Origin of the sequence: Corynebacterium tuscaniense DNF00037, assembly GCF_000759055.1 — a bacterium.
GTDB classification, from domain to species: domain Bacteria; phylum Actinomycetota; class Actinomycetes; order Mycobacteriales; family Mycobacteriaceae; genus Corynebacterium; species Corynebacterium tuscaniense.
On sequence record NZ_JRNG01000001.1, the window covers coordinates 44,308 to 62,093 of the forward strand.

At 59.8% G+C, this 17,786-nt stretch carries 22 protein-coding genes; 8 read left to right on the forward strand and 14 right to left on the reverse strand.

Annotated elements, in window-relative coordinates:
- Positions 1–3 precede the first annotated feature (3 nt).
- Entirely contained in the window at positions 4–513 is a 510-nt protein-coding gene (locus tag HMPREF2129_RS00205; RefSeq protein ID WP_034661445.1) for a hypothetical protein, read from the forward strand.
- On the opposite strand, the gene dapF is transcribed toward HMPREF2129_RS00205, so the two are convergent.
- The 3 genes from dapF to HMPREF2129_RS00220 are packed head-to-tail and all read right to left on the reverse strand — an operon-like array spanning position 463 to position 2,850.
- Positions 463–1,344 carry a diaminopimelate epimerase gene (gene dapF, locus HMPREF2129_RS00210; protein WP_232218053.1) on the reverse strand — a complete coding sequence of 294 codons (882 nt, stop codon included), beginning with the start codon at positions 1,342–1,344 and terminating at the stop codon, positions 463–465. The genes HMPREF2129_RS00205 and dapF overlap by 51 nt on opposite strands.
- Positions 1,341–2,261, reverse strand: a complete 921-nt coding sequence (miaA, locus tag HMPREF2129_RS00215; RefSeq protein ID WP_034661447.1) for a tRNA (adenosine(37)-N6)-dimethylallyltransferase MiaA — start codon at positions 2,259–2,261, stop codon at positions 1,341–1,343. The genes dapF and miaA overlap by 4 nt, the downstream gene beginning before the upstream one ends.
- On the reverse strand, positions 2,254–2,850 hold the full coding sequence (locus HMPREF2129_RS00220; protein ID WP_232218054.1) for a hypothetical protein: 597 nt from the start codon (positions 2,848–2,850) through the stop codon (positions 2,254–2,256). The genes miaA and HMPREF2129_RS00220 overlap by 8 nt, the downstream gene beginning before the upstream one ends.
- 136 nt (positions 2,851–2,986) lie before the next feature.
- Here HMPREF2129_RS00220 and HMPREF2129_RS00225 point away from each other — a divergent pair, with 136 nt between their 5' ends.
- Together HMPREF2129_RS00225 and HMPREF2129_RS00230 are read left to right on the forward strand one after the other, a co-directional pair.
- Positions 2,987–4,354: a DUF349 domain-containing protein gene (locus tag HMPREF2129_RS00225; protein WP_052092461.1), complete on the forward strand. Its 1,368-nt coding sequence runs from the start codon at positions 2,987–2,989 to the stop codon at positions 4,352–4,354.
- Positions 4,355–4,356: 2 nt separating this feature from the next.
- Complete coding sequence (locus HMPREF2129_RS00230; protein ID WP_084576366.1) at positions 4,357–5,406, forward strand: GNAT family N-acetyltransferase; 1,050 nt, start codon at positions 4,357–4,359, stop codon at positions 5,404–5,406.
- Between the two features lie 145 nt (positions 5,407–5,551).
- On the opposite strand, the gene HMPREF2129_RS00235 is transcribed toward HMPREF2129_RS00230, so the two are convergent.
- From HMPREF2129_RS00235 to HMPREF2129_RS00255, 5 genes are all read right to left on the reverse strand, one after another.
- Positions 5,552–6,181: an Rv2732c family membrane protein gene (locus tag HMPREF2129_RS00235; RefSeq protein ID WP_052092433.1), complete on the reverse strand. Its 630-nt coding sequence runs from the start codon at positions 6,179–6,181 to the stop codon at positions 5,552–5,554.
- 10 nt (positions 6,182–6,191) lie between these two features.
- Positions 6,192–7,718, reverse strand: coding sequence for a tRNA (N6-isopentenyl adenosine(37)-C2)-methylthiotransferase MiaB (gene miaB, locus HMPREF2129_RS00240; RefSeq protein ID WP_269544796.1), 1,527 nt, complete (start codon positions 7,716–7,718; stop codon positions 6,192–6,194).
- 57 nt (positions 7,719–7,775) lie between these two features.
- The gene (locus tag HMPREF2129_RS00245; protein WP_034661451.1) at positions 7,776–8,375 is read right to left on the reverse strand and encodes a regulatory protein RecX; all 600 of its coding nucleotides are present in this window, start codon (positions 8,373–8,375) and stop codon (positions 7,776–7,778) included.
- A 3-nt stretch (positions 8,376–8,378) separates the two neighbouring features.
- Positions 8,379–9,491: a recombinase RecA gene (recA, locus tag HMPREF2129_RS00250; protein WP_034661453.1), complete on the reverse strand. Its 1,113-nt coding sequence runs from the start codon at positions 9,489–9,491 to the stop codon at positions 8,379–8,381.
- Positions 9,492–9,682: 191 nt separating this feature from the next.
- Complete coding sequence (locus HMPREF2129_RS00255) at positions 9,683–9,898, reverse strand: DUF3046 domain-containing protein (protein ID WP_034661659.1); 216 nt, start codon at positions 9,896–9,898, stop codon at positions 9,683–9,685.
- Between the two features lie 74 nt (positions 9,899–9,972).
- On the opposite strand from HMPREF2129_RS00255, the gene HMPREF2129_RS00260 reads away from it, so the two are divergent.
- From HMPREF2129_RS00260 to HMPREF2129_RS00270, 3 genes are read left to right on the forward strand one after another with little or no spacing between them, the layout of a single operon-like run.
- Complete coding sequence (locus tag HMPREF2129_RS00260; protein ID WP_034661456.1) at positions 9,973–10,560, forward strand: biotin transporter BioY; 588 nt, start codon at positions 9,973–9,975, stop codon at positions 10,558–10,560.
- 9 nt (positions 10,561–10,569) lie between these two features.
- Positions 10,570–11,262: an energy-coupling factor ABC transporter ATP-binding protein gene (locus HMPREF2129_RS00265; RefSeq protein WP_034661458.1), complete on the forward strand. Its 693-nt coding sequence runs from the start codon at positions 10,570–10,572 to the stop codon at positions 11,260–11,262.
- Positions 11,259–11,873, forward strand: coding sequence for an energy-coupling factor transporter transmembrane component T family protein (locus HMPREF2129_RS00270; RefSeq protein ID WP_034661460.1), 615 nt, complete (start codon positions 11,259–11,261; stop codon positions 11,871–11,873). Before HMPREF2129_RS00265 ends, HMPREF2129_RS00270 begins: the two co-directional genes overlap by 4 nt.
- Before the next feature lie 61 nt (positions 11,874–11,934).
- Here HMPREF2129_RS00270 and HMPREF2129_RS00275 read toward each other — a convergent pair whose 3' ends face one another.
- The 4 genes from HMPREF2129_RS00275 to pgsA form a co-directional block, all read right to left on the reverse strand.
- Positions 11,935–12,789: a PspA/IM30 family protein gene (locus HMPREF2129_RS00275; protein ID WP_034661462.1), complete on the reverse strand. Its 855-nt coding sequence runs from the start codon at positions 12,787–12,789 to the stop codon at positions 11,935–11,937.
- Between the two features lie 111 nt (positions 12,790–12,900).
- A complete protein-coding gene (locus HMPREF2129_RS00280; RefSeq protein ID WP_034661464.1) occupies positions 12,901–13,248 on the reverse strand; it encodes a helix-turn-helix domain-containing protein in 348 nt (115 codons plus the stop codon).
- A gap of 8 nt (positions 13,249–13,256) precedes the next feature.
- Positions 13,257–13,754, reverse strand: a complete 498-nt coding sequence (locus HMPREF2129_RS00285; protein ID WP_034661466.1) for a CinA family protein — start codon at positions 13,752–13,754, stop codon at positions 13,257–13,259.
- On the reverse strand, positions 13,751–14,332 hold the full coding sequence (gene pgsA, locus HMPREF2129_RS00290; RefSeq protein WP_052092436.1) for a CDP-diacylglycerol--glycerol-3-phosphate 3-phosphatidyltransferase: 582 nt from the start codon (positions 14,330–14,332) through the stop codon (positions 13,751–13,753). Before pgsA ends, HMPREF2129_RS00285 begins: the two co-directional genes overlap by 4 nt.
- Here pgsA and HMPREF2129_RS10940 point away from each other — a divergent pair.
- Together HMPREF2129_RS10940 and HMPREF2129_RS10485 are read left to right on the forward strand one after the other, a co-directional pair.
- Positions 14,319–14,603 carry a YciI family protein gene (locus HMPREF2129_RS10940; RefSeq protein WP_034661470.1) on the forward strand — a complete coding sequence of 95 codons (285 nt, stop codon included), beginning with the start codon at positions 14,319–14,321 and terminating at the stop codon, positions 14,601–14,603. The two genes, pgsA and HMPREF2129_RS10940, sit on opposite strands and share 14 nt — an antisense overlap.
- 119 nt (positions 14,604–14,722) lie before the next feature.
- A complete protein-coding gene (locus HMPREF2129_RS10485) occupies positions 14,723–15,796 on the forward strand; it encodes an HNH endonuclease signature motif containing protein (protein WP_052092438.1) in 1,074 nt (357 codons plus the stop codon).
- Between the two features lie 9 nt (positions 15,797–15,805).
- Here the strand turns inward: HMPREF2129_RS10485 and HMPREF2129_RS00305 are convergent, their stop codons facing one another.
- Both HMPREF2129_RS00305 and HMPREF2129_RS00310 read right to left on the reverse strand, forming a co-directional pair.
- Positions 15,806–16,978, reverse strand: a complete 1,173-nt coding sequence (locus HMPREF2129_RS00305) for a TerC family protein (RefSeq protein ID WP_034661472.1) — start codon at positions 16,976–16,978, stop codon at positions 15,806–15,808.
- A 202-nt stretch (positions 16,979–17,180) separates the two neighbouring features.
- Entirely contained in the window at positions 17,181–17,783 is a 603-nt protein-coding gene (locus HMPREF2129_RS00310; protein ID WP_034661474.1) for a DJ-1/PfpI family protein, read from the reverse strand.
- Between the last annotated feature and the right edge of the window lie 3 nt (positions 17,784–17,786).

Consider the following 17,786-nt stretch of genomic DNA (forward strand, 5'->3'; position numbering starts at 1 on the left):
CTCATGCCCAGGAACAACCGCAACCGGGAGGCAGCGATTTGGCTGACTCTCGCGATGGTTGTTGTCATTTTGCTGGTGGCACGTTTGGGGTTCCTGGGACTCATCCTTGGTATTGGTCTCGCTGCGATCGCATTCGTCGGGTTCCGCAATTCCACCGTCGACCCGGAGATTGAGGCGCTTAAAGCCTCACTGCGCGTTGCGCGCGATGACATCGCGGAGATCATCGACTGGTACGACGATTTCACCACGGGCACTGACCTCGAAGCTCTCACGCAACGAACCCTCACCTACCGTGCACTCGCAGTGCCCAACAGTGACATCCCCGAAATCGAAGACTTCCAGCTCCGCCTCGACTCATCTCGTCGCTTCCTTGCGCGCGTGGACACGCACTTGCTTCAAAGCGACCTCTCCCGCCACGAACTAGAAAAACTCATCACCATCGCCGACCAGCGTGCTAGTGAATTAGCTTGTTCCTGGTCCGATGCCCGGCGCGCTGCCCGCAACGCTGGTTAACTGCACCTCACCGCGCGCCACAATGACAGACGGACCCGTCATAGTGGCTGAGCCATCAGTGATCTGAACAGTCACCGCCCCGCCTGGAACGTGGACCGTGACGGTGCCGTTTTCAACACCCGCGTCTGCAAGTGCGGCGCGTGCGGCAGCCACCGTGCCGGTCCCGCATGAACGGGTTTCCCCCACACCGCGTTCCCACACGCGCATGGTCGCCTCACCTTCGTGCATTTCTGTGAGGATCTCCACGTTCACTCCGTCCGGGAAGAACGTGGTATCAAAGACAGGCGGTGTGAAGTGCAGGTCAGCGAGCTGTTCCGATGTCATTCCCGGGATGACGCAAGCCAGGTGTGGGTTCCCCACATCTATGCCCAAACCAGCGAAGGAGAACTCTCCCATGCGGGCGGTGGATACACCGGTGACCTCAACGCGCCCCATGTCCACTTCGATGACAGCGCGCGACGGGCTGACCTCATGGACGGTCACGTGCTTGACCCCGGCGCGGGTGTCCACATTAAAGTCTGTGCGCCCTTCCAGCCCGAGTGCTGCGAGCACATGCACAAAAACGCGGATACCGTTGCCGCATAACTCAGCAATGGAGCCATCCGCGTTGCGGTAGTCCATGAACCATCCGGATTCAGTACGTACGACGCGCAAAAAACCATCAGCGCCAATCCCCGCGTGTCGGTCACATAATGCGGCGACAAGGTCACGGGTGAGCACACCACGCTGCTCAAGTTCATCATCGGTGTCAACGACAACGACAAAGTCGTTCTCAGTCCCGTGCGCTTTGATGAAAGAGAGGGTGGCAATGCTCTCGGTGTTACTACTCACCCGAGAGATTCTAGTGCCGCCTGGAGGAGTTCTTCCGGTTTTTCATCATTCAACGTGGCATCCAGCCAAGTGATGCGCTTGTCACGGTTGAACCAGGAGCGTTGACGGCGTACGTAGCGGCGGGTTCCCATGATCGTGGATTCGATCGCTTCATCCAGGGTGCATTCACCATCCAGGTATGACAGCACCTGCGCATAGCCAATGGCGCGACCCGCGGTTGAATCCGCAACGAGTCCGTCAACGACCAGTTTTTGTACTTCTTCAACAAAGCCACGCTCAAACATCTGTTGCGTACGCAGTTCAATGCGCGGGTTGAGCCACTGCGCCGCCGTGCGTAGACCTAGGATTCGTGTCCCCCACCGTGGCGGAGCGTCCTTCGGTGGTTGGGATGCTTGGAACGGTTTGCCGGTGAGTTCAATCACTTCAAGCGCACGCACGGTTCGGCGCGGATCATTGTCCTCAATGATGTCCGCCGCCTGCGGGTCCACCGCCGCCAATTCTGTGTGGAGAGCCTGCACGCCGATCTCCGCTAACCGTTGTTCGTACTTGGTACGAACAACGGGGTCGGTGGGTGGGAACTGCCAGGCGTCGATAAGCGATTGCACGTACATCATGGACCCGCCGACGAGGATGGGAACCCTGCCACGCGCAGCGATGTCCTCCACTACCTCGATCGCGCGCTCCTGATACTCCGCGACGGACGCCGTGCGCGTGACCTCCCAAATATCCAGCAGATGATGCGGCACTCCCTCCCGCTCAGCAGGAGTCAGCTTCGCGGTGCCGATATCCATGCCACGGTAGAGCTGCATCGAATCGACATTGACCACCTCACCATCAAGCTCGTGAGCAAGGGCAATGCTAAGGAGCGACTTCCCCGACGCCGTCGGCCCCACCACCGCGATGGGCGTCTTATCCATGAGCCACCTCCCACGTGGCAACAAAGCGGCCGACCCCCAGCGAGGCGTCCGCGACGATGAGTTGCTCGTTTTTCGCTGGCTGGGCGGCGAGTTCCTCCCAGAGCGCGGGCTCGATCACGCCGTGCTTCGCGAGGTCCTTTGGCAACGTGGCTTTACCATCCAAGAACCGTGCCATCTGCTCATGCGTGGCTTCAGCCCCTTCGATGAGCGCTAGTGGCGCGCGCTGCGTCAGGCCCGCGGACCCGTCGAGGACAACGATGGTGAGCACCTCTGGGTCGAACGGCTTCAGCGTCCCGCGCGAATCCGTCACACGTGCTACTGCGGGCCCGAAGCAATAGCGTGCAACCAACTCAGCGACGTAGTTCCCTCTGCCCACATTCACCTGCGGTGCACCCCACGCAGCAAAAGAGCCAGTGTGCTGCGTGTACCAACGGCTATCACGGGAACCCACAATATGGATGGGTCGAGCATCGTTTTCAATCAGCGCGCGGATCGCGGAAACGAGTTTCCGGCCAGCATCATCCCGGGGTGCCAGCTCCGGAACAAGCGCCGGCGAACCCGGAATGATAAGCACGTTGAACTGATTCACGCCTTGTAGCCTATCCATCCGTGGGAACACCCTACGGGCAAGGGCACACATGCTCGCGCCGGGAACGGTAAAGTTGCAAATCATTACGGCAGCCGTGTCGCGCGGCACACAGATGAAAGTGAAAGGATGCCTCACCATGAAGCAGCCACCAATTGAAGGCAAGACTCCGACTCCCAACCCCGGCGCCATGCCCGCCCGGACCCCGAAGCCGGGACCACGACCCGGCGCTGGCGTGGATGCCACCCCGGCACCGGCCCCAGCTGCGCCGGCCACTCCGTCGGTGGATGCCGCTGAAGCTGCGAAATTTGGTCACGTGGACGAAGAAGGCACCGTGTACGTCACCCGCGGTGGTGTGGAGCGCGCCGTGGGCTCATGGCAGGCCGGTACCCCGAAAGAAGGCCTCGAGCACTACGCACAACGCTTCGTCGACTTGTCTACTGAAGTTGCGCTGCTGGACAGTCGTCTGGCCACCCGGCCCGAGGACGCGTCGTCCGTGCGCACCCATGCCCAGCAGCTCATTGATTCCCTGGATGAGCAAGCTGTTGTCGGCGACCTGGATGCCCTGGAAATCCAACTCAAGGACGTGTTAGAGCACGCTGACGTTGCTAGTGAAAAGGCGAAGGAGGCGAAGGAAACCCGTCGCGCCGAAGCGATCTCCCGCAAAGAGGCCCTTGCTGCTGAGGCTGAGGACTTGGCTGCGAACTCCACCGAGTGGAAGGCCGCGGGTGACCGCATCCGGGCCATCCTTGATGAGTGGAAGACCATCCGCGGCATCGACCGCAAAACCGATGATGTCCTGTGGAAGCGCTACTCTAAGGCACGCGATTCTTTCAATCGTCGCCGCGGTGCCCACTTTGCTGAACTTGACCGTGGCCGTGCTGCTGCCAAGGCCGCCAAGGAAGACATCATTGAGCGCGCCGAGAAGATCAAGGACTCCACCGATTGGGGTGACACCGCCCGCGCGTTCCGCGATCTCATGACAGAGTGGAAGGCCGCCGGCCGCGCCCCGCGCGATGTGGACGACAAGCTGTGGAAGCGCTTCCGCGCTGCCCAGGATCATTTCTTCGCCGCGCGCAACGCTGTCAACGAAGAACGCGACCGTGAGTTCGAAGCCAACGCCAAGGCCAAGGACGCACTCATCGCTGAGTACGGCCCGCTCATTGATCCGGAGAAGGGCCTCGGCACTGCCCGGGCGAAGCTGCGCGAACTGCAGGACAAGTGGGATGAGATCGGCTACGTCCCGCGTAACAAGGTCCGTGAGTACGAGAATAAAATCGGAGATATCGAACAGCGCGTCGCCGCCGCCGAGGAGAAACAGTGGCGCAAATCCAACCCGGTCCAACAGGACAAAGCCAACCAGTTCCAGGTCAAGGCCGATGATTTCCGCGCCAAGGCGGAGGCCGCTGAAGCCAAAGGCGATGCGAAGACAGCTGCTGAACTGCGCTCCCAGGCTGAGCAGTGGCAAGAATTCGCTGACGTTGCTGCGAAGGCCATTGATAGCTAGCCTTGCACGCTCTTCTGTTCAATCCGCGTAGCGCCGACGCCGACGAGGTTGTCGGCGCCTACGCGTTCTCCGCCACCCTGGCCATCCAGGACATCACCGGGGATGCACACTCCGGCGTCACTGCTTCCCACCTGCTCAAACGGCTCGAAGGTTCCACCGAATCGCAGGCATTCCTGTTCGCGCTCACTGACGTTCAGGCACCGCGCCCACTCGGCGCGCACGGCTACCCGGAACTCAAAGCCACCGACCTTGCAGACATCTCCGCCTGGGTGTTCATCTCCATGCCGCTCCTTGAAGACACCGGCATTATCGAAGCCACCATCACGATCGACGCAGCCATCGCACCGCTGCCCGGCGAACCAGTTCCGCATGAGCCGTGGGAAAACGCTTTATCGCTTATCGACGCCCTCTCCACCACCTCCTGCCGTCCCACCCGCCACCTCTGGGACACCCACGCCCCCAGTGAGGACTCCCCTGCCGCGTCGCTCCTCATGGAGGCTGGCTATTCACGCGCGTACAAGGAAACTCAAGCGACTTTTGCTCTTGATGGCCTTCCCCCGCTCGAGTCCCCCAGTTGCACCATCGTGCACAACATGGACTTCTCCCCTGCAGATCTCTCCGGTTTCCAATCCCTGATCACCGCTGCTTCCCGCGACTACCCGCGTGGTTCACTCCAGCTCGACACCATCAACTGGACCGAAGAACGTATCCGCGATGCCAGCGCCCGTCTCCGCGACCGCGGCGGCAACCAACTCACCGCGCTTCTGCGTTCCGGCGACCGTTTCATCGGCCTGGCTGAAGCCGTCCACTACGACATCGACGATGACGCCCTCATGGAACTCGGCCTCGTCCACGTCCTGCCCGAATACCGCGACCAAGGAGCAGCGACGGAATTACTCTCCAGCGTTCTGGCCGCCGCACACACCGAATGGCCGAAGGTGGAAACCTGCTACGTCTCCGCCCCCGCTGACAGTGAATCCATCGCCTGCCTGCTTCGCACCGCCAACGCGAAGATCATCTCCAACTCCACTGCCTGGCAGCGATCAAACTGATGCGACACCATTCCTAAGTCACTTACAGTGAGACTGCCTCGTCAGAGTTTCATTACGGAACCTAGGCTAAGAAACAGCTCGAAGATAGGTTAAGGGCTTATCCTATCCTCACTTTCACCCCAGTGATCCTGACGAATCTTTAGTCTTATTCGCCCTTGGAGTTCTGGTGGCGCTCGCGGGCCTGGGCGCGGCGATCATCAACGAGGTGTGCCGGGACTTCCGGGGTGGAATCGGCGTGGGTGTGGGCGCGGGTCGCTGCGGTCTGAACGTCGGCGACGGGATTGGCCTCAGGGTTGGCGCGGCGGAGTTCTTCATAGCGGGTTTGTTCCGGATCGCGGCGAAGCCATGCGGACGTGAGGATGGGTACAGCCACGATCAGACACACGATGGCTAGGTACATGCCGGCACCGGTGGAACCGCCGGCCGTGCCGGTCTGACGCATCCATGTTCCCAACAGTGCCGCCGCAAGGCTTACGCAGCCGGTCATCCAAGCCACCATCGCCGGGGACGTGTGACGAAGCACCAGGGCAAGCACGCTGAATACCACCAAAGAGACGAAGGAAACCAGCGTGAACACGCGCTCCGCCAACGCGATGTGAGCCTCAGCAGGCTCCGTGAAGGAGAGCACCTGCCAGCCCGGGATGCCGGCGGCGTACGGCAGGAACAAAGTCACTACGTACACGCCGATGACGGCCACGAGGACCCATTTGCGCCACCCCAGGTCGAGGCGGGTGGCAAGGGGTTTTTCGGGGGTTAGGGTGGCGCCGTTAAGCAAAATGAGCTCCTTATCCGCATGAACCGCACGCGGACGCGGCGGGTGACGGGCTGGGTGCCCCAATCTTAGGCAAGCCGAGGCCAACGCCCACCGGTGCTGTGGTGGGCACCTGGCCAGCCTCAGCATTATCACCGGCGAGCGTGCGGCGGTGCGAGTGAATGCCCGAATCCGCGATGAGGTAGTGCGGTCGGGCTTCCGTCACCGTCACGTGCACAATATCGCCAGGCCGCACCGTGCGGTCGATGTTCCCGGACACTGTGAAGTGCACGAGGCGGCCATCGCGCGCACGGCCGGACATGCGACCGGTTTCTTTCTTGTCATTGCTCTCTTGGACCAGGAGTTCCTGATCAGTCCCGATGAGCTTGACGTTTTCTTCTTCACTGATGCGCTCCTGCAGGGCAAGCAGACGTTCGAAGCGCTCCTGCACAACCTCTTTAGGGATCTGGTCAGGCATTTCTGCCGCCGGCGTGCCCGGACGCGGTGAGTACTGGAATGTGAACGCGGAGGTAAACCGGGACTTCTCCACCACGTCAAGTGTGGCCTGGAAGTCCTCCTCCGTCTCCCCTGGGAATCCCACGATGATGTCCGTAGTGATCGAGGCATGCGGCAGTTTCTCCCGCACCTCATCCAGGATGGCCAGGAACTTCTTTGTACGATACGAACGGCGCATGTCCTTGAGCACCTTGTCCGAACCAGACTGCAACGGCATGTGCAACTGCGGGCACACATTCGGGGTATCCACCATCGCATCAATGACATCGGAGGTGAACTCCGCCGGGTGCGGGGAGGTGAAACGAACACGCTCAAGCCCCTCAATCTCACCGCAGGCGCGCAGCAGCTTCGAGAAAGCAGAACGGTCACGGTCCAACTCCGGATCCACAAAATTCACGCCATACGCGTTGACGTTCTGACCGAGCAGCGTCACTTCGCTTACGCCCTGATCCACGAGTGCTTTCACCTCAGCCAGAATGTCACCTGGCCTGCGGTCCTGCTCTTTACCGCGCAATGACGGCACAATGCAGAACGTGCACGTGTTATTGCAGCCAACGGACACAGACACCCAGCCTGCGTATGAGGATTCACGCTTCGCCGGCAGCACCGACGGGAAGTGTTCCAAAGCCTCAACGATCTCAACCTGAGCTTCCTCGCTCACACGCGCGCGATCCAGCAGCGCCGGCAGCGCCGCCATGTTGTGGGTGCCAAAGACGGCATCCACCCACGGCGCCTTCTTCACCACCACATCGCGGTCCTTCTGCGCGAGGCAGCCACCAACGGCGATCTGCATGCCGGGGTGATGACGCTTGACTTCGCGCAGCTGACCAAGCGTGCCGTATAGACGCTTGTCCGCGTTCTCACGCACGGCACACGTGTTGAACACGATGAGGTCAGCTTCCTCATTTTCCTGCGCCGCCGTGTAGCCCGCTTCTTCGAGCAAGCCCGAAAGACGTTCCGAATCGTGAACGTTCATCTGGCAGCCGAAGGTGCGTACCTCATACGTGCGGGGGTGTGTCAGGGAAGATTGAGTTGCGGTTGTCACGGTGGGACAGTCTATTCCCGTGCGGTGAACTCTCCTAACTGTCACCGCGGGCCGTGTCTAATCCTCTTCTAACTCCGCACAGCGTTCCGCGAGGGCCTCCCGCGCGATCTCAAGCGACATACCGGAATTGAACCCTCTCCGTGCGAGCACGCCAACAATGCGGCGCAACTCTTTATCTCGCTGCTGCCGATCCACTGGGACAGTCTTGACCTGTCGTGCTTTCTTCACTGCTAGGCCACGGGCAACCTGACGCTCATCTTCGTCTTCGATGACACTCAGTGCTTCCATACGGTCAGCCTCCCCCACACCTTTGCGTTGCAGCTCCACATCCAGCATGGCGGCGGACTTACCACGCCGCTCAAAACGTTGGCGTACCCACTCCCGCGCAAAAGCCAAGTCATCGACCAAGCCATTACGTTGGAAGGAATCCAACACTTCATCGACAAGCTCCGGCTCAAACTCAGCTTTGACAAGCCGGTCCCATAGTTCTTGGCGGGACCGCGCCCGCGAATCCAGGAGAAGGAGGGCGCGTTCTCGGATACGGGAGAGAGCTTTCTCCCGCGTTTCGTCAATAAGTGGCTCCTGCCCGGAGTATTCCTCGAGCGCTTTTTGCAGCGCGCGGACTTTCTCCGGATCAGGCTGTTGTCTTTCCCTCACGGATTAGTCGCCGGCAGAGCCAGCAGCTTCCTCATCATCGAAGTCGATATTAGGGACCATGTCCACCGGGTCATCCGTCAATTCATCCTGTCCAGCAAACTCACCAACACCGAGCTTTTCAAAAATCTGGCGCTCCAGGTCATTCGCCAGGTCCGGATTCTCCTTGAGGAAGGTGCGGGCCTTCTCCTTGCCCTGGCCCAACTGGTCGCCCTGATAGGTGAACCAGGAACCAGACTTCTTGATAATCCCGTTGTCCACACCCATGTCAATGATGGATGATTCACGCGAAATGCCTTCGCCGTACATGATGTCGAACTCGGCGATCTTGAACGGTGGCGACACCTTGTTTTTCACAACCTTTAGACGGGTGCGGTTGCCAATCGAATCCTGCCCGTCCTTCAGCGTCTGAATACGGCGCACATCGCAACGTACGGAAGCATAAAACTTCAACGCCTTACCGCCCGTAGTGGTCTCCGGGGAGCCGAACATCACGCCGATTTTCTCACGCAGCTGGTTAATGAAGATCGCGGTTGTACCGGAGTTGTACAGCGCACCTGTCATCTTGCGCAGCGCCTGGGACATGAGGCGGGCCTGCAAGCCAACGTGACTGTCACCCATCTCGCCTTCAATCTCGGCCTTCGGTGTCAACGCCGCCACTGAGTCAATGACGATGATGTCAATCGCGCCGGAGCGCACCAACATGTCCGCGATCTCCAGCGCCTGCTCACCGGTATCCGGCTGCGAAACCAGCAAGTTGTCGGTGTCTACCCCTAGCTTGCGCGCATAATCCGGATCAAGGGCGTGCTCAGCGTCAATGAACGCGGCAATGCCTCCGGCACGCTGCGCTTCAGCGATGGCATGCAGTGCCACCGTTGTCTTACCTGAGGATTCTGGGCCATAAATCTCCACGATGCGGCCACGTGGCCACCCGCCGATACCCAGCGCCACATCGATCGCAGTATTGCCGGAAGAGATGGACTGAATCGGGGGACGCTTCTCGTCTCCCAGGCGCATAATGGCACCCTTGCCAAAATCCTTCTCAATCATCGCCATTGCGGCATCAAGCGCATTCTGGCGGTTATTCGCTGCTGAGCCAGCTTTCTTCTTCGTTGCCATGGGTGTCTCTTTGTCCTTTCGTTGTTAACAGTCGCCCCGTGTGGGGTAGATCCGTTAAATAAGTGGTGCACTTACTTAGACCGCTCTAACCCCGCATCCGGTTCCCCGTTGCTGCGAATTACATTAATGCGATAGCGGACACCACCCCCGAACATACACGCACGAATGTTCGAAAGAAAACTATTCCCGGTCTACCTCCCAGGGCGGTCGACCCCTAACCTACGATCTTCTGGCACATCAAAGGCTTCACACAAACCATCCCACACAATTCGGGGATCGACTCCGCTTTCGATCAGCTCTGCAGCCGTCTTTCCCTCCCCTGGAAAGACATGGGAGGAGATGACCCATTGGCCTTTTGCGTCACCAAACTCGTCGGTAACGCGCTGCTGAAACTCCGTCAAACGCATGGGCACCACCATACAAGCATGACAAAACAGGACATATTGAACAGTGTTCAAGTTTGTGCACTAAAGTATCCGGCATGTCTTCTACTGTTTCGATGACTTCTTCACGCTCTACCTCCAATGCGGCGAAGGATCTCGCGCTCATCACCATGTTCGCTGCACTCATCTGTGTTCTCGGGTTTGTGTCCATTCCCGTCGGCGCGGCGGGCGTTCCCATCGTGTTGCAAAACGTGGCCACCATCCTCGCGGGCCTCGTGCTTGGCGGTCGTCGTGGCTTCCTGGCCACTGGCCTGTTCCTGCTCATCAGCCTCGCCTTCCCGGTTCTCGCCGGCGGCCGCACGCTCATCCAAGCTTTCGCGGGCCCCAGCGTCGGTTATTTGCTCGGCTACCTGCTCGGCGCCACTGCAGCTGGGTACATTGCCTACCGCGCACCGCGCGACAACAAAACCATCATGGCTGCGCTGTTCGTTTTGGGCGGTATCGTCGCGGTCTTGCTCCAGTATCTTTTCGGCGCCTTTGGCCTCATGTGGCGCGCGGACATGAACCTCGGCACCGCGGTCGCCGCCCAGGGCGCGTTTATCCTGCCCGACTTGGCCAAACTCGCAGTCATGGTGGCCATTGCACTCGCCGTACACGCTGCGTTCCCGCAGCTCCGCCGCCGTTAAGCTAGCCCCGTGCCCACCATCACGTTCGACGGCGCAGGAGTCGTTTACGAAGGAAGAACAATCCTTGAGCCGGTCTCGCTGACCCTCACCGAACAGCGCATCGGCATCATTGGTTCCAATGGTTCCGGCAAATCCACGCTCGTGCGCATGATCAACGGCCTCATTGAGCCCACTCAGGGACGCGTGCTTTTCGACGCCTCCCCCACCACCACCCACGGCAAACACATCCGCCGTCGGGTGGGCTTCATCTTCTCCGACGCGGAGGCCCAGATTGTCATGCCACGCGTCCGCGACGACATCGCTTTTTCTCTGCGCCGTTTCAAAATGCCCAAAGCAGAGGTGAACCGTCGGGTTGACGCGATGCTGGAGAAATTCGGGCTCACTACGCTCGCAGGTAATTCCCCGCACACCTTGTCCGGCGGTGAGAAACAAATGCTGGCCCTTGCCTCCGTGTTGGTCATTGAGCCGGAGACAATCATCGCCGATGAACCCACCACCCTGCTGGACCTGCGGAACCGAAAGCGGATCATTCGGGAGCTGGAATGCTTGGAGCAGCAGGTGATCGTCGTCACGCATGATCTTGACGTGCTCCATAACTTTGACCGCGTGATCTGCATCAACGAGGGAGCCATTGCTTACGATGGCACCCCGCGCGACGCTATCGCATTCTACACCGACCTGATGGAGCGCACCCCCTCATGATCCGCGAGCTCCCCTTAGGAGTCTACGTTCCCGACACCACCCTGGTGCACCGGACCTCCCCAACGCTGAAGTTCCTAGCCATCGTGGCGCTAATCATCCTGACCACATGGCTGCCTACGCGTCCTTGGCACACGGCCGCGGTTTTGGGCGGTATCCTTCTCGTCTACGCAGTGGCCCGCATCCCTGTGCGCACAACCTGGCGCCAGATCGCCCCCGTCCTGCCTTTCATGGCATTCCTCGGGGCTTTCATGTGGTGGCAAAACGGCTTTGAAGCGATGCTCACCGTCACTATCGGACTCATCGCTTCCTTCCTCGCAGCGACGCTGCTCACCCTCACCACAACCGTTGAGGAACTCCTCGCCGCCCTGGAATCAAACATGGCGCCACTATCCCGCATTGGGGTCCCCGTAGACACGATCTCGCTGGCGATCGCCCTGACCATCCGACAGATCCCCGTCATCCTGAACACTGCCAACGAATCCCTCGACGCCCGCAAAGCACGCGGCGCACGCTTTTCCCTACTAGCTTTCGGCACTCCATTGGTCATCCGCAGCATCCGCCGCGCCGAGATGACAGGAGAGGCCCTCATGGCACGTGGCGCCGTCGATTAAGCATTGTAAAACCCGGCGGTGGAAAGGATCCACACACCGGGGCTAAGAGGTTCAGAGAGGTTTAATTCTCGCCACGCAGCTCTCGCATGCGCTCTGCCACCGCATCATCGGAGACGCCAGTGGTGTCAGTGCTGTCAGTGGAACCAGTGGAGCCAGTGGAGCCACTCTCAATGGCTTCCTGCCCCTTGCCGGACTCAAGCTGACCCATCTCAGCGCGGATCTGCTCTAGGCGGGAGTGACCAGCCATCTGAATGCCAGCCTGCTCAACCTCAGCCATACGACCCTGGACAGAGCCCTGTGCCAGCTCAGCCTGGCCGAGAGCCTTGGAGTAGCGGCGCTCAATCTTCTCGCGCACCTGGTCCAAGTTCGGCTGGTTGCCACCGGTGATTGCATCCATGGACTGCAGGGACTCAGCAACTTTCTCCTGCATCTTGGCCTGTTCCAGCTGGGAGAGCAGCTTGGAGCGCTCCGCCACCTGCTGCTGCAGCTGCATTGCATTGCGCTCAACGGCCTGCTTAGCCTGCTGGGCCTGCTGCAAAGCCTGGTCATGAAGCTGCTTGGTGTCCTCAACACCCTGCTCGGCGGTGACCAGTTGAGCGGCGAAAGCCTCAGCGGCGTTCTCGTACTCGGTGGCCTTCTGGCTGTCACCATCAGCGCGGGCCTTGTCAGCCAACTGGAGAGCCTGACGGGTATTGGACTGCAGTTTCTCCACATCCGCCAAGCGACGGTTGAGCTGCATCTCCAGTTGACGCTGGTTACCAATCACGGCCGCCGCCTGCTGGGACAGAGCCTGGTGCTGGCGCTGTGCCTCGCCGATGGCCTGCTCGATCTGAACTTTGGGGTCAGCGTGCTCGTCGATCTTATTGTCGAAGAGCGCCATCAGGTACTTCCAGGCTTTAACAAACGGATTAGCCATGGTGTATTTGCCTTTCTCTCGCGTGCAGAACTGCAGCTGAAGATTATCGTGAAGAAATGTTCGTATACATGGTAGCGGAGCGCACCTGCATGCGCGTCATGTGAGACCGCTTTACACCTCTGCAGCGGCGGGAGGTGTATGTGCCAGTTCGTCTGCCATGGCTTGAAGCGACAGGTTCGCTGCAGCTTCCATCAACAGTTCAGACACGGTGGTACCCAGTGCCACACACACGGAGGCAAGAAGCTCAGAAGATACTTCCTTGCGTCCACGTTCCAATTCTGACAGGTAACCGGGCGACACACGCGCCTGAGACGCCAGTTCACGCAGGGTCACACCTTTATCCGCACGGAATGCGCGCAGAGACATGCCAAGGGCTTCCCGCAGCAGCGGTTCGCGCACCTTTTCACGGGTAATAACCTGAGGTGCGGGCTGGTACTTGAGAGTCGTTGTTGTTGCCATCACGTTTTCTAACGAACCATCCCTTCTTTTTGTTCCCATTCGCGTATTTCACGTTCCAGCGCCTCGAGACTTGCTGTCACCGCAGCCTTCCGGATGATTTGTCGGTCACCGTCAACCTTCGGCGCATGCACCGTGATGGTGCGCATTGGTCCTGCAACAGCAACGTACACTTCGCCCACCGGGTGCCCGTCTTGAGGGGTTGGTCCGGCAACTCCGGTGAGAGCGACGGCCCAATCAGAACCGCACACGCGCCTCGCACCGCGCGCCATGTGTTCCGCCGTCACCGGTGACACGGGCCCATGCGCAGCCAAGACCTCTGCCGGAACCCCCGCCAAACTCCCCTTGAGGTCCGTGGCATACGTCACCAGTCCCCCACGCAGCACAGCCGAGGCACCCGACACGTCTGCTACCGTCGCGCACGCGAGGCCTGCGGTGAGGGATTCGCAGAAGGAAAGGGTGTGGGAGTGGGCCCGGAGGATGCCAATAAGCGAGGCTGCAAGACTCATGCTGGTGTCCTATTCGCGCGCGCACCGTCAACAAGGTACTGCACGCCCGTGACCACCGTGACCACCACCGCGATGAGCATGACAACAAACGTTGGCACATCCATCCAGCCAGGAAGTGGGCACAAGTACAGCGCCACACCAAGCGTCTGCAGCACGGTCTTCAGTTTGCCGCCCTTCGACGCTGGCACCACCTTGCCCTGGCGCAGCATCCACATGCGCCATAGCGTGATACCCAGCTCGCGCACCACAATCACCACGGTGATCCAGACCGGCAACGAACTGGCAATATTTAACGTCACCAGCGCCGTGATCATCAGCGCCTTGTCCGCAATCGGGTCCGCGATCTTGCCAAAATCGGTGACCAGACCACGCGCGCGCGCAATGTCACCATCGAGTTTATCCGTGGCCATCAGTACAACGAACAGGCCAAACGCCCACCACCAGTGTTCACTCAGCACAAGCCATGCAAATACCGGCGTGAAAAGAATGCGCAAAGACGTGAGGACGTTCGGAAGATTCCAATTGGACTGTTTCACACTGCCAAGCCTATTAGAATCCGCGTCCATGACACACTTCATTGCAACGTACACATACGGAGCGCAGTCGCTTATCGACGAAACACGTCCCGCCCACCGCTCCTTCATCGCCCGACTCAAAGATCAGGGCAACGTCATTGCCGCAGGACCGTACGGCGATGGGGCCGAGTCGGTGATCATCCTGAGACTCCCAGACGGGGCGTCGTTGGGGGATGCCGCCGAGCTGTTGGCAGATGACCCCTACCTGACCGCTGGTGCCCTGGCTGACCGTGAGTTCCGTGAGTGGAACCCAGTGATCAACGTCTGGGAGTAGTTTTTAGCTCCTGGGTTTTGTGGATAACAAAGCCTGGTAGGTGACGTGTCAACGCGGTTATCCACAGGTGCGATTGACTGCCCTTTCGCTGGTGCTGCCGAGCGTTTAATGTGCGAGATATGACACGATTCGCGGAATTCCTCGGGGCACTCAGCACCGGCGTAGACACCCTGGCATCCTTTGAACGCCAGGCGGCGCTGGCTGCCGGTGTGAGTGCCACCCGCGTCCGCGAATGGGAACGCGTCTTCGAGGTCTACTACGGATCCACCTCATGGACGGTCAAACAACACACAGCCGTAGAACGGGCGCGCGTGGGACAGTTCTCTATTGACCAGCTGGTGTACATCGAAAACCGCATCAAGCATGTGGAGCCCCAGGCGTTGCGGTGGAAACTACGCCTGGCTCTCTTGGACGCGCCGGGCGACTATGCATCCCTGACTCGAGCGGCGAAACAAATTGTGCCGGTACCTGAGACGCGTTCACCTCGCCCCGGGGTGACCTTCACTGGATCCCGGGGAGGTTACCGCTCAATGATGGTAACAACCCACGAGCGTGACATTGCGGATATTGAATTTAACGTGACGCGCAACGTTGACCCCACCCGTCCTGTAGCGCCGCAGCTGGTGGAGCCATTCATGTCGCTTATCCGCAACGGCGGTACTGGTGTCGCACATGCTGTACCGCGTCCACTGCTCCTGGTGCCACTACCGGACTATACTCGCATCGTCGCGGGCAACGGGGATGAAGTGGTGCTCGGGCTTTCTGACGGCACCACCATCACCGGCGCTGACTACCTCCAGAAGCATCATGGCGCCGAACTGGAGGTGGCACTCTTCCACCCGGAGGAAGGCGCGGTGAACCTTTACCGCACCCAGCGCCTAGCCAACCAGAAGCAGCGCGACCTAGCGCGGGCCACACTCACCACGTGCCCAGTCCCCGGTTGCCGCCATGGCGCTGATTCCTGCGAAATTCACCACATCACGGCCTGGAAGCATGGTGGCGAGACAAACATGGCCAATCTGGCGGTGCTGTGCAGGTATCACAACCGGGTCAATGATGATGACCCATACCGAAATTGGCGCGGGCGCGTGGCTATGATGCGTGGCACACCCACTTGGGTCTCCCCGCGTGGCCGACCCGCCGCGAACCCGCGCCACCCATTCGGAGCGATGCGTTCACTGTATGGACGGTGATCCCGCGATCTAGCGGGCACCACCGCGCTTGACATCCAGGTGCGAGGTCTCCCGCGAGCCGGTGGCGGTGTGGTCACCCTTACCCGACGTTGCCGGGTCATCGATCCACTCTATGTGGTTACCGTGGGCATCCACTTTCCGACGATTCCCGTGGTCATCATAGTCAACGTGGTACTTCGCTGCGTCGCGTTCAAGCACGCCTGCTTTGATATCGGCACGTTCCTTAATGATCGATGCCACAGCCGTCACGATAAGCACGGCCACGATAATCACGAGCGACAGCACGGTGCTGACCTCAGGCACGTTGACGTTCTGGCCACCGTTGACAAAGGACAGGTTGTTCTCGTGCAGAGCATGAAGCAGCAGCTTCACACCGATGAATCCAAGCACCACCGCAAGGCCGTAGGGCAAGTAAACGAGCTTATCCAGTAGACCGTTGAGCAAGAAGTACAGCTGACGCAACCCCAACAACGCAAAAGCGTTGGCAGTGAACACCAGGAATGCTTCCTGCGTGATGCCGTAGATGGCCGGGATGGAGTCGAAGGCGAACATCACGTCGATAAAGCCAATGGACAGCAGCGCCACGAACAGCGGGGTGACTGCTTTTTTGCCTGCTTCCGTGGCGGAGAACAAACGGTCGCTGTGATACGACTTCGTCACGGGGATGACCTTGCGCAGTGTCTTGACCACGAACATGTCGTTCGGGTCCGGATCTTCCTGGTCAGTAGCCTCGTCGTAGACCAGCTTGATCGCGGTGTACAGCAGGAACGCAGCGAAGATATAGAAGACGTCCGACCAAGCCTCAATGATCACCGCACCGAGCAAGATGAATGCCAAACGGCAGATCAACGCGATCACAATACCGATGAGGAGCACCTTCTGCTGATACGCGCGCGGGATCTTAAACGCGCCCATGACCAGCGCGAATACGAACAGGTTGTCCACGCTGAGTGAGAGCTCCGTGATGTAGCCCGTGAAGAACTGCACGCCGTGTTCGGCATCCCACAGCCACCACACGATGCCGCCGAAGATGCAAGCCATCGTCATGTAGAACGCTGCCCAGCCACCTGATTCTTTCATGGACGGCTCGTGCGGCGTGCGCACGTGGGACACGAAGTCAAAGATGAAGAAGCCAAGGATCACCGCTGAGGTGATCAGCCAAATAGAAAGGGGCACATGCATGTACGCAACCTCCGGTTGAGATGAAAAAATAACCGGAGGTCTCCCCCACCCTTTCGCATGGTGGGCCGCCTGGACCGGGAACCTCTTAACTGGGTTAGCCGTGTTGACGATCCAAGGCGCTTTTGGGGTACTCCCCTCCAACAGGAAGCAACCCTACTTGATCGCTCCAGCGAGCACACACCCCGACCCGCAGCGCCGACGCTTAGACAGCGAAAGGGTCGTCGTCGGCATCGAGGTTAAGCCGGAGCTCAATCGCGTCAGCGATGTCGGAGACGAATTCTTCACCGTAGCGGTCCGCAACGAACGCTGCGGCCATGTCGGTTCCAGCGGCAACTCCCGGCGATGTCCACCGGTCGCGGTCATGCGCCCACCGCGCAGAGCGGCGCCACTCAATATTCTCGCCGAAGCTCGTGGCCCAATCGAAAGCTCTCTTGTTGCTCGTCGCAGTGTATCCCTCGAGCAAGCCCGCAACAGCGAGAAGCGCGGATCCCGTGCACACCGACATCAGGATCTGCCGCCCGGCGGACATCGCCTTCAACTGGGCAAGAAAGTGGTCGTCTTCCACCAGCCGGCGCGTCCCCATGCCACCCGGCACGAACAGCACATCCCCGGTTGTCGAACTGAAGTCGCCGTCGACGCCGAGTCGGACACCTTGAGAACTCGTGACGGAACCACCATCCGCTGAAAGCATTTCCACGTCGAAGTCGTCGACTTTGGACAGCACTTCTACTGGGCCGGCCACATCGAGCAGCTCAACATCGTCGAAAAGAACAACAGAGAACCGGAACCCGGGAGTAGTGCCCATCGG

What these genes read in the sequence shown, in the direction of transcription:
- HMPREF2129_RS00205 (WP_034661445.1), top strand. Translation starts at nt 4, where the DNA reads ATGCCCAGGAACAACCGCAACCGGGAGGCAGCGATTTGGCTGACTCTC.
- miaA (WP_034661447.1), bottom strand. Translation starts at nt 2,261, where the DNA reads ATGGATAAGACGCCCATCGCGGTGGTGGGGCCGACGGCGTCGGGGAAG.
- HMPREF2129_RS00225 (WP_052092461.1), top strand. Translation starts at nt 2,987, where the DNA reads ATGAAGCAGCCACCAATTGAAGGCAAGACTCCGACTCCCAACCCCGGC.
- recA (WP_034661453.1), bottom strand. Translation starts at nt 9,491, where the DNA reads ATGGCAACGAAGAAGAAAGCTGGCTCAGCAGCGAATAACCGCCAGAAT.
- HMPREF2129_RS00255 (WP_034661659.1), bottom strand. Translation starts at nt 9,898, where the DNA reads ATGCGTTTGACGGAGTTTCAGCAGCGCGTTACCGACGAGTTTGGTGAC.
- HMPREF2129_RS00260 (WP_034661456.1), top strand. Translation starts at nt 9,973, where the DNA reads ATGTCTTCTACTGTTTCGATGACTTCTTCACGCTCTACCTCCAATGCG.
- HMPREF2129_RS00270 (WP_034661460.1), top strand. Translation starts at nt 11,259, where the DNA reads ATGATCCGCGAGCTCCCCTTAGGAGTCTACGTTCCCGACACCACCCTG.
- HMPREF2129_RS00275 (WP_034661462.1), bottom strand. Translation starts at nt 12,789, where the DNA reads ATGGCTAATCCGTTTGTTAAAGCCTGGAAGTACCTGATGGCGCTCTTC.
- HMPREF2129_RS00280 (WP_034661464.1), bottom strand. Translation starts at nt 13,248, where the DNA reads ATGGCAACAACAACGACTCTCAAGTACCAGCCCGCACCTCAGGTTATT.
- HMPREF2129_RS00285 (WP_034661466.1), bottom strand. Translation starts at nt 13,754, where the DNA reads ATGAGTCTTGCAGCCTCGCTTATTGGCATCCTCCGGGCCCACTCCCAC.
- HMPREF2129_RS10940 (WP_034661470.1), top strand. Translation starts at nt 14,319, where the DNA reads ATGACACACTTCATTGCAACGTACACATACGGAGCGCAGTCGCTTATC.
- pgsA (WP_052092436.1), bottom strand. Translation starts at nt 14,332, where the DNA reads ATGAAGTGTGTCATGGACGCGGATTCTAATAGGCTTGGCAGTGTGAAA.
- HMPREF2129_RS10485 (WP_052092438.1), top strand. Translation starts at nt 14,723, where the DNA reads ATGACACGATTCGCGGAATTCCTCGGGGCACTCAGCACCGGCGTAGAC.
- HMPREF2129_RS00305 (WP_034661472.1), bottom strand. Translation starts at nt 16,978, where the DNA reads ATGCATGTGCCCCTTTCTATTTGGCTGATCACCTCAGCGGTGATCCTT.
- HMPREF2129_RS00310 (WP_034661474.1), bottom strand. Translation starts at nt 17,783, where the DNA reads ATGGGCACTACTCCCGGGTTCCGGTTCTCTGTTGTTCTTTTCGACGAT.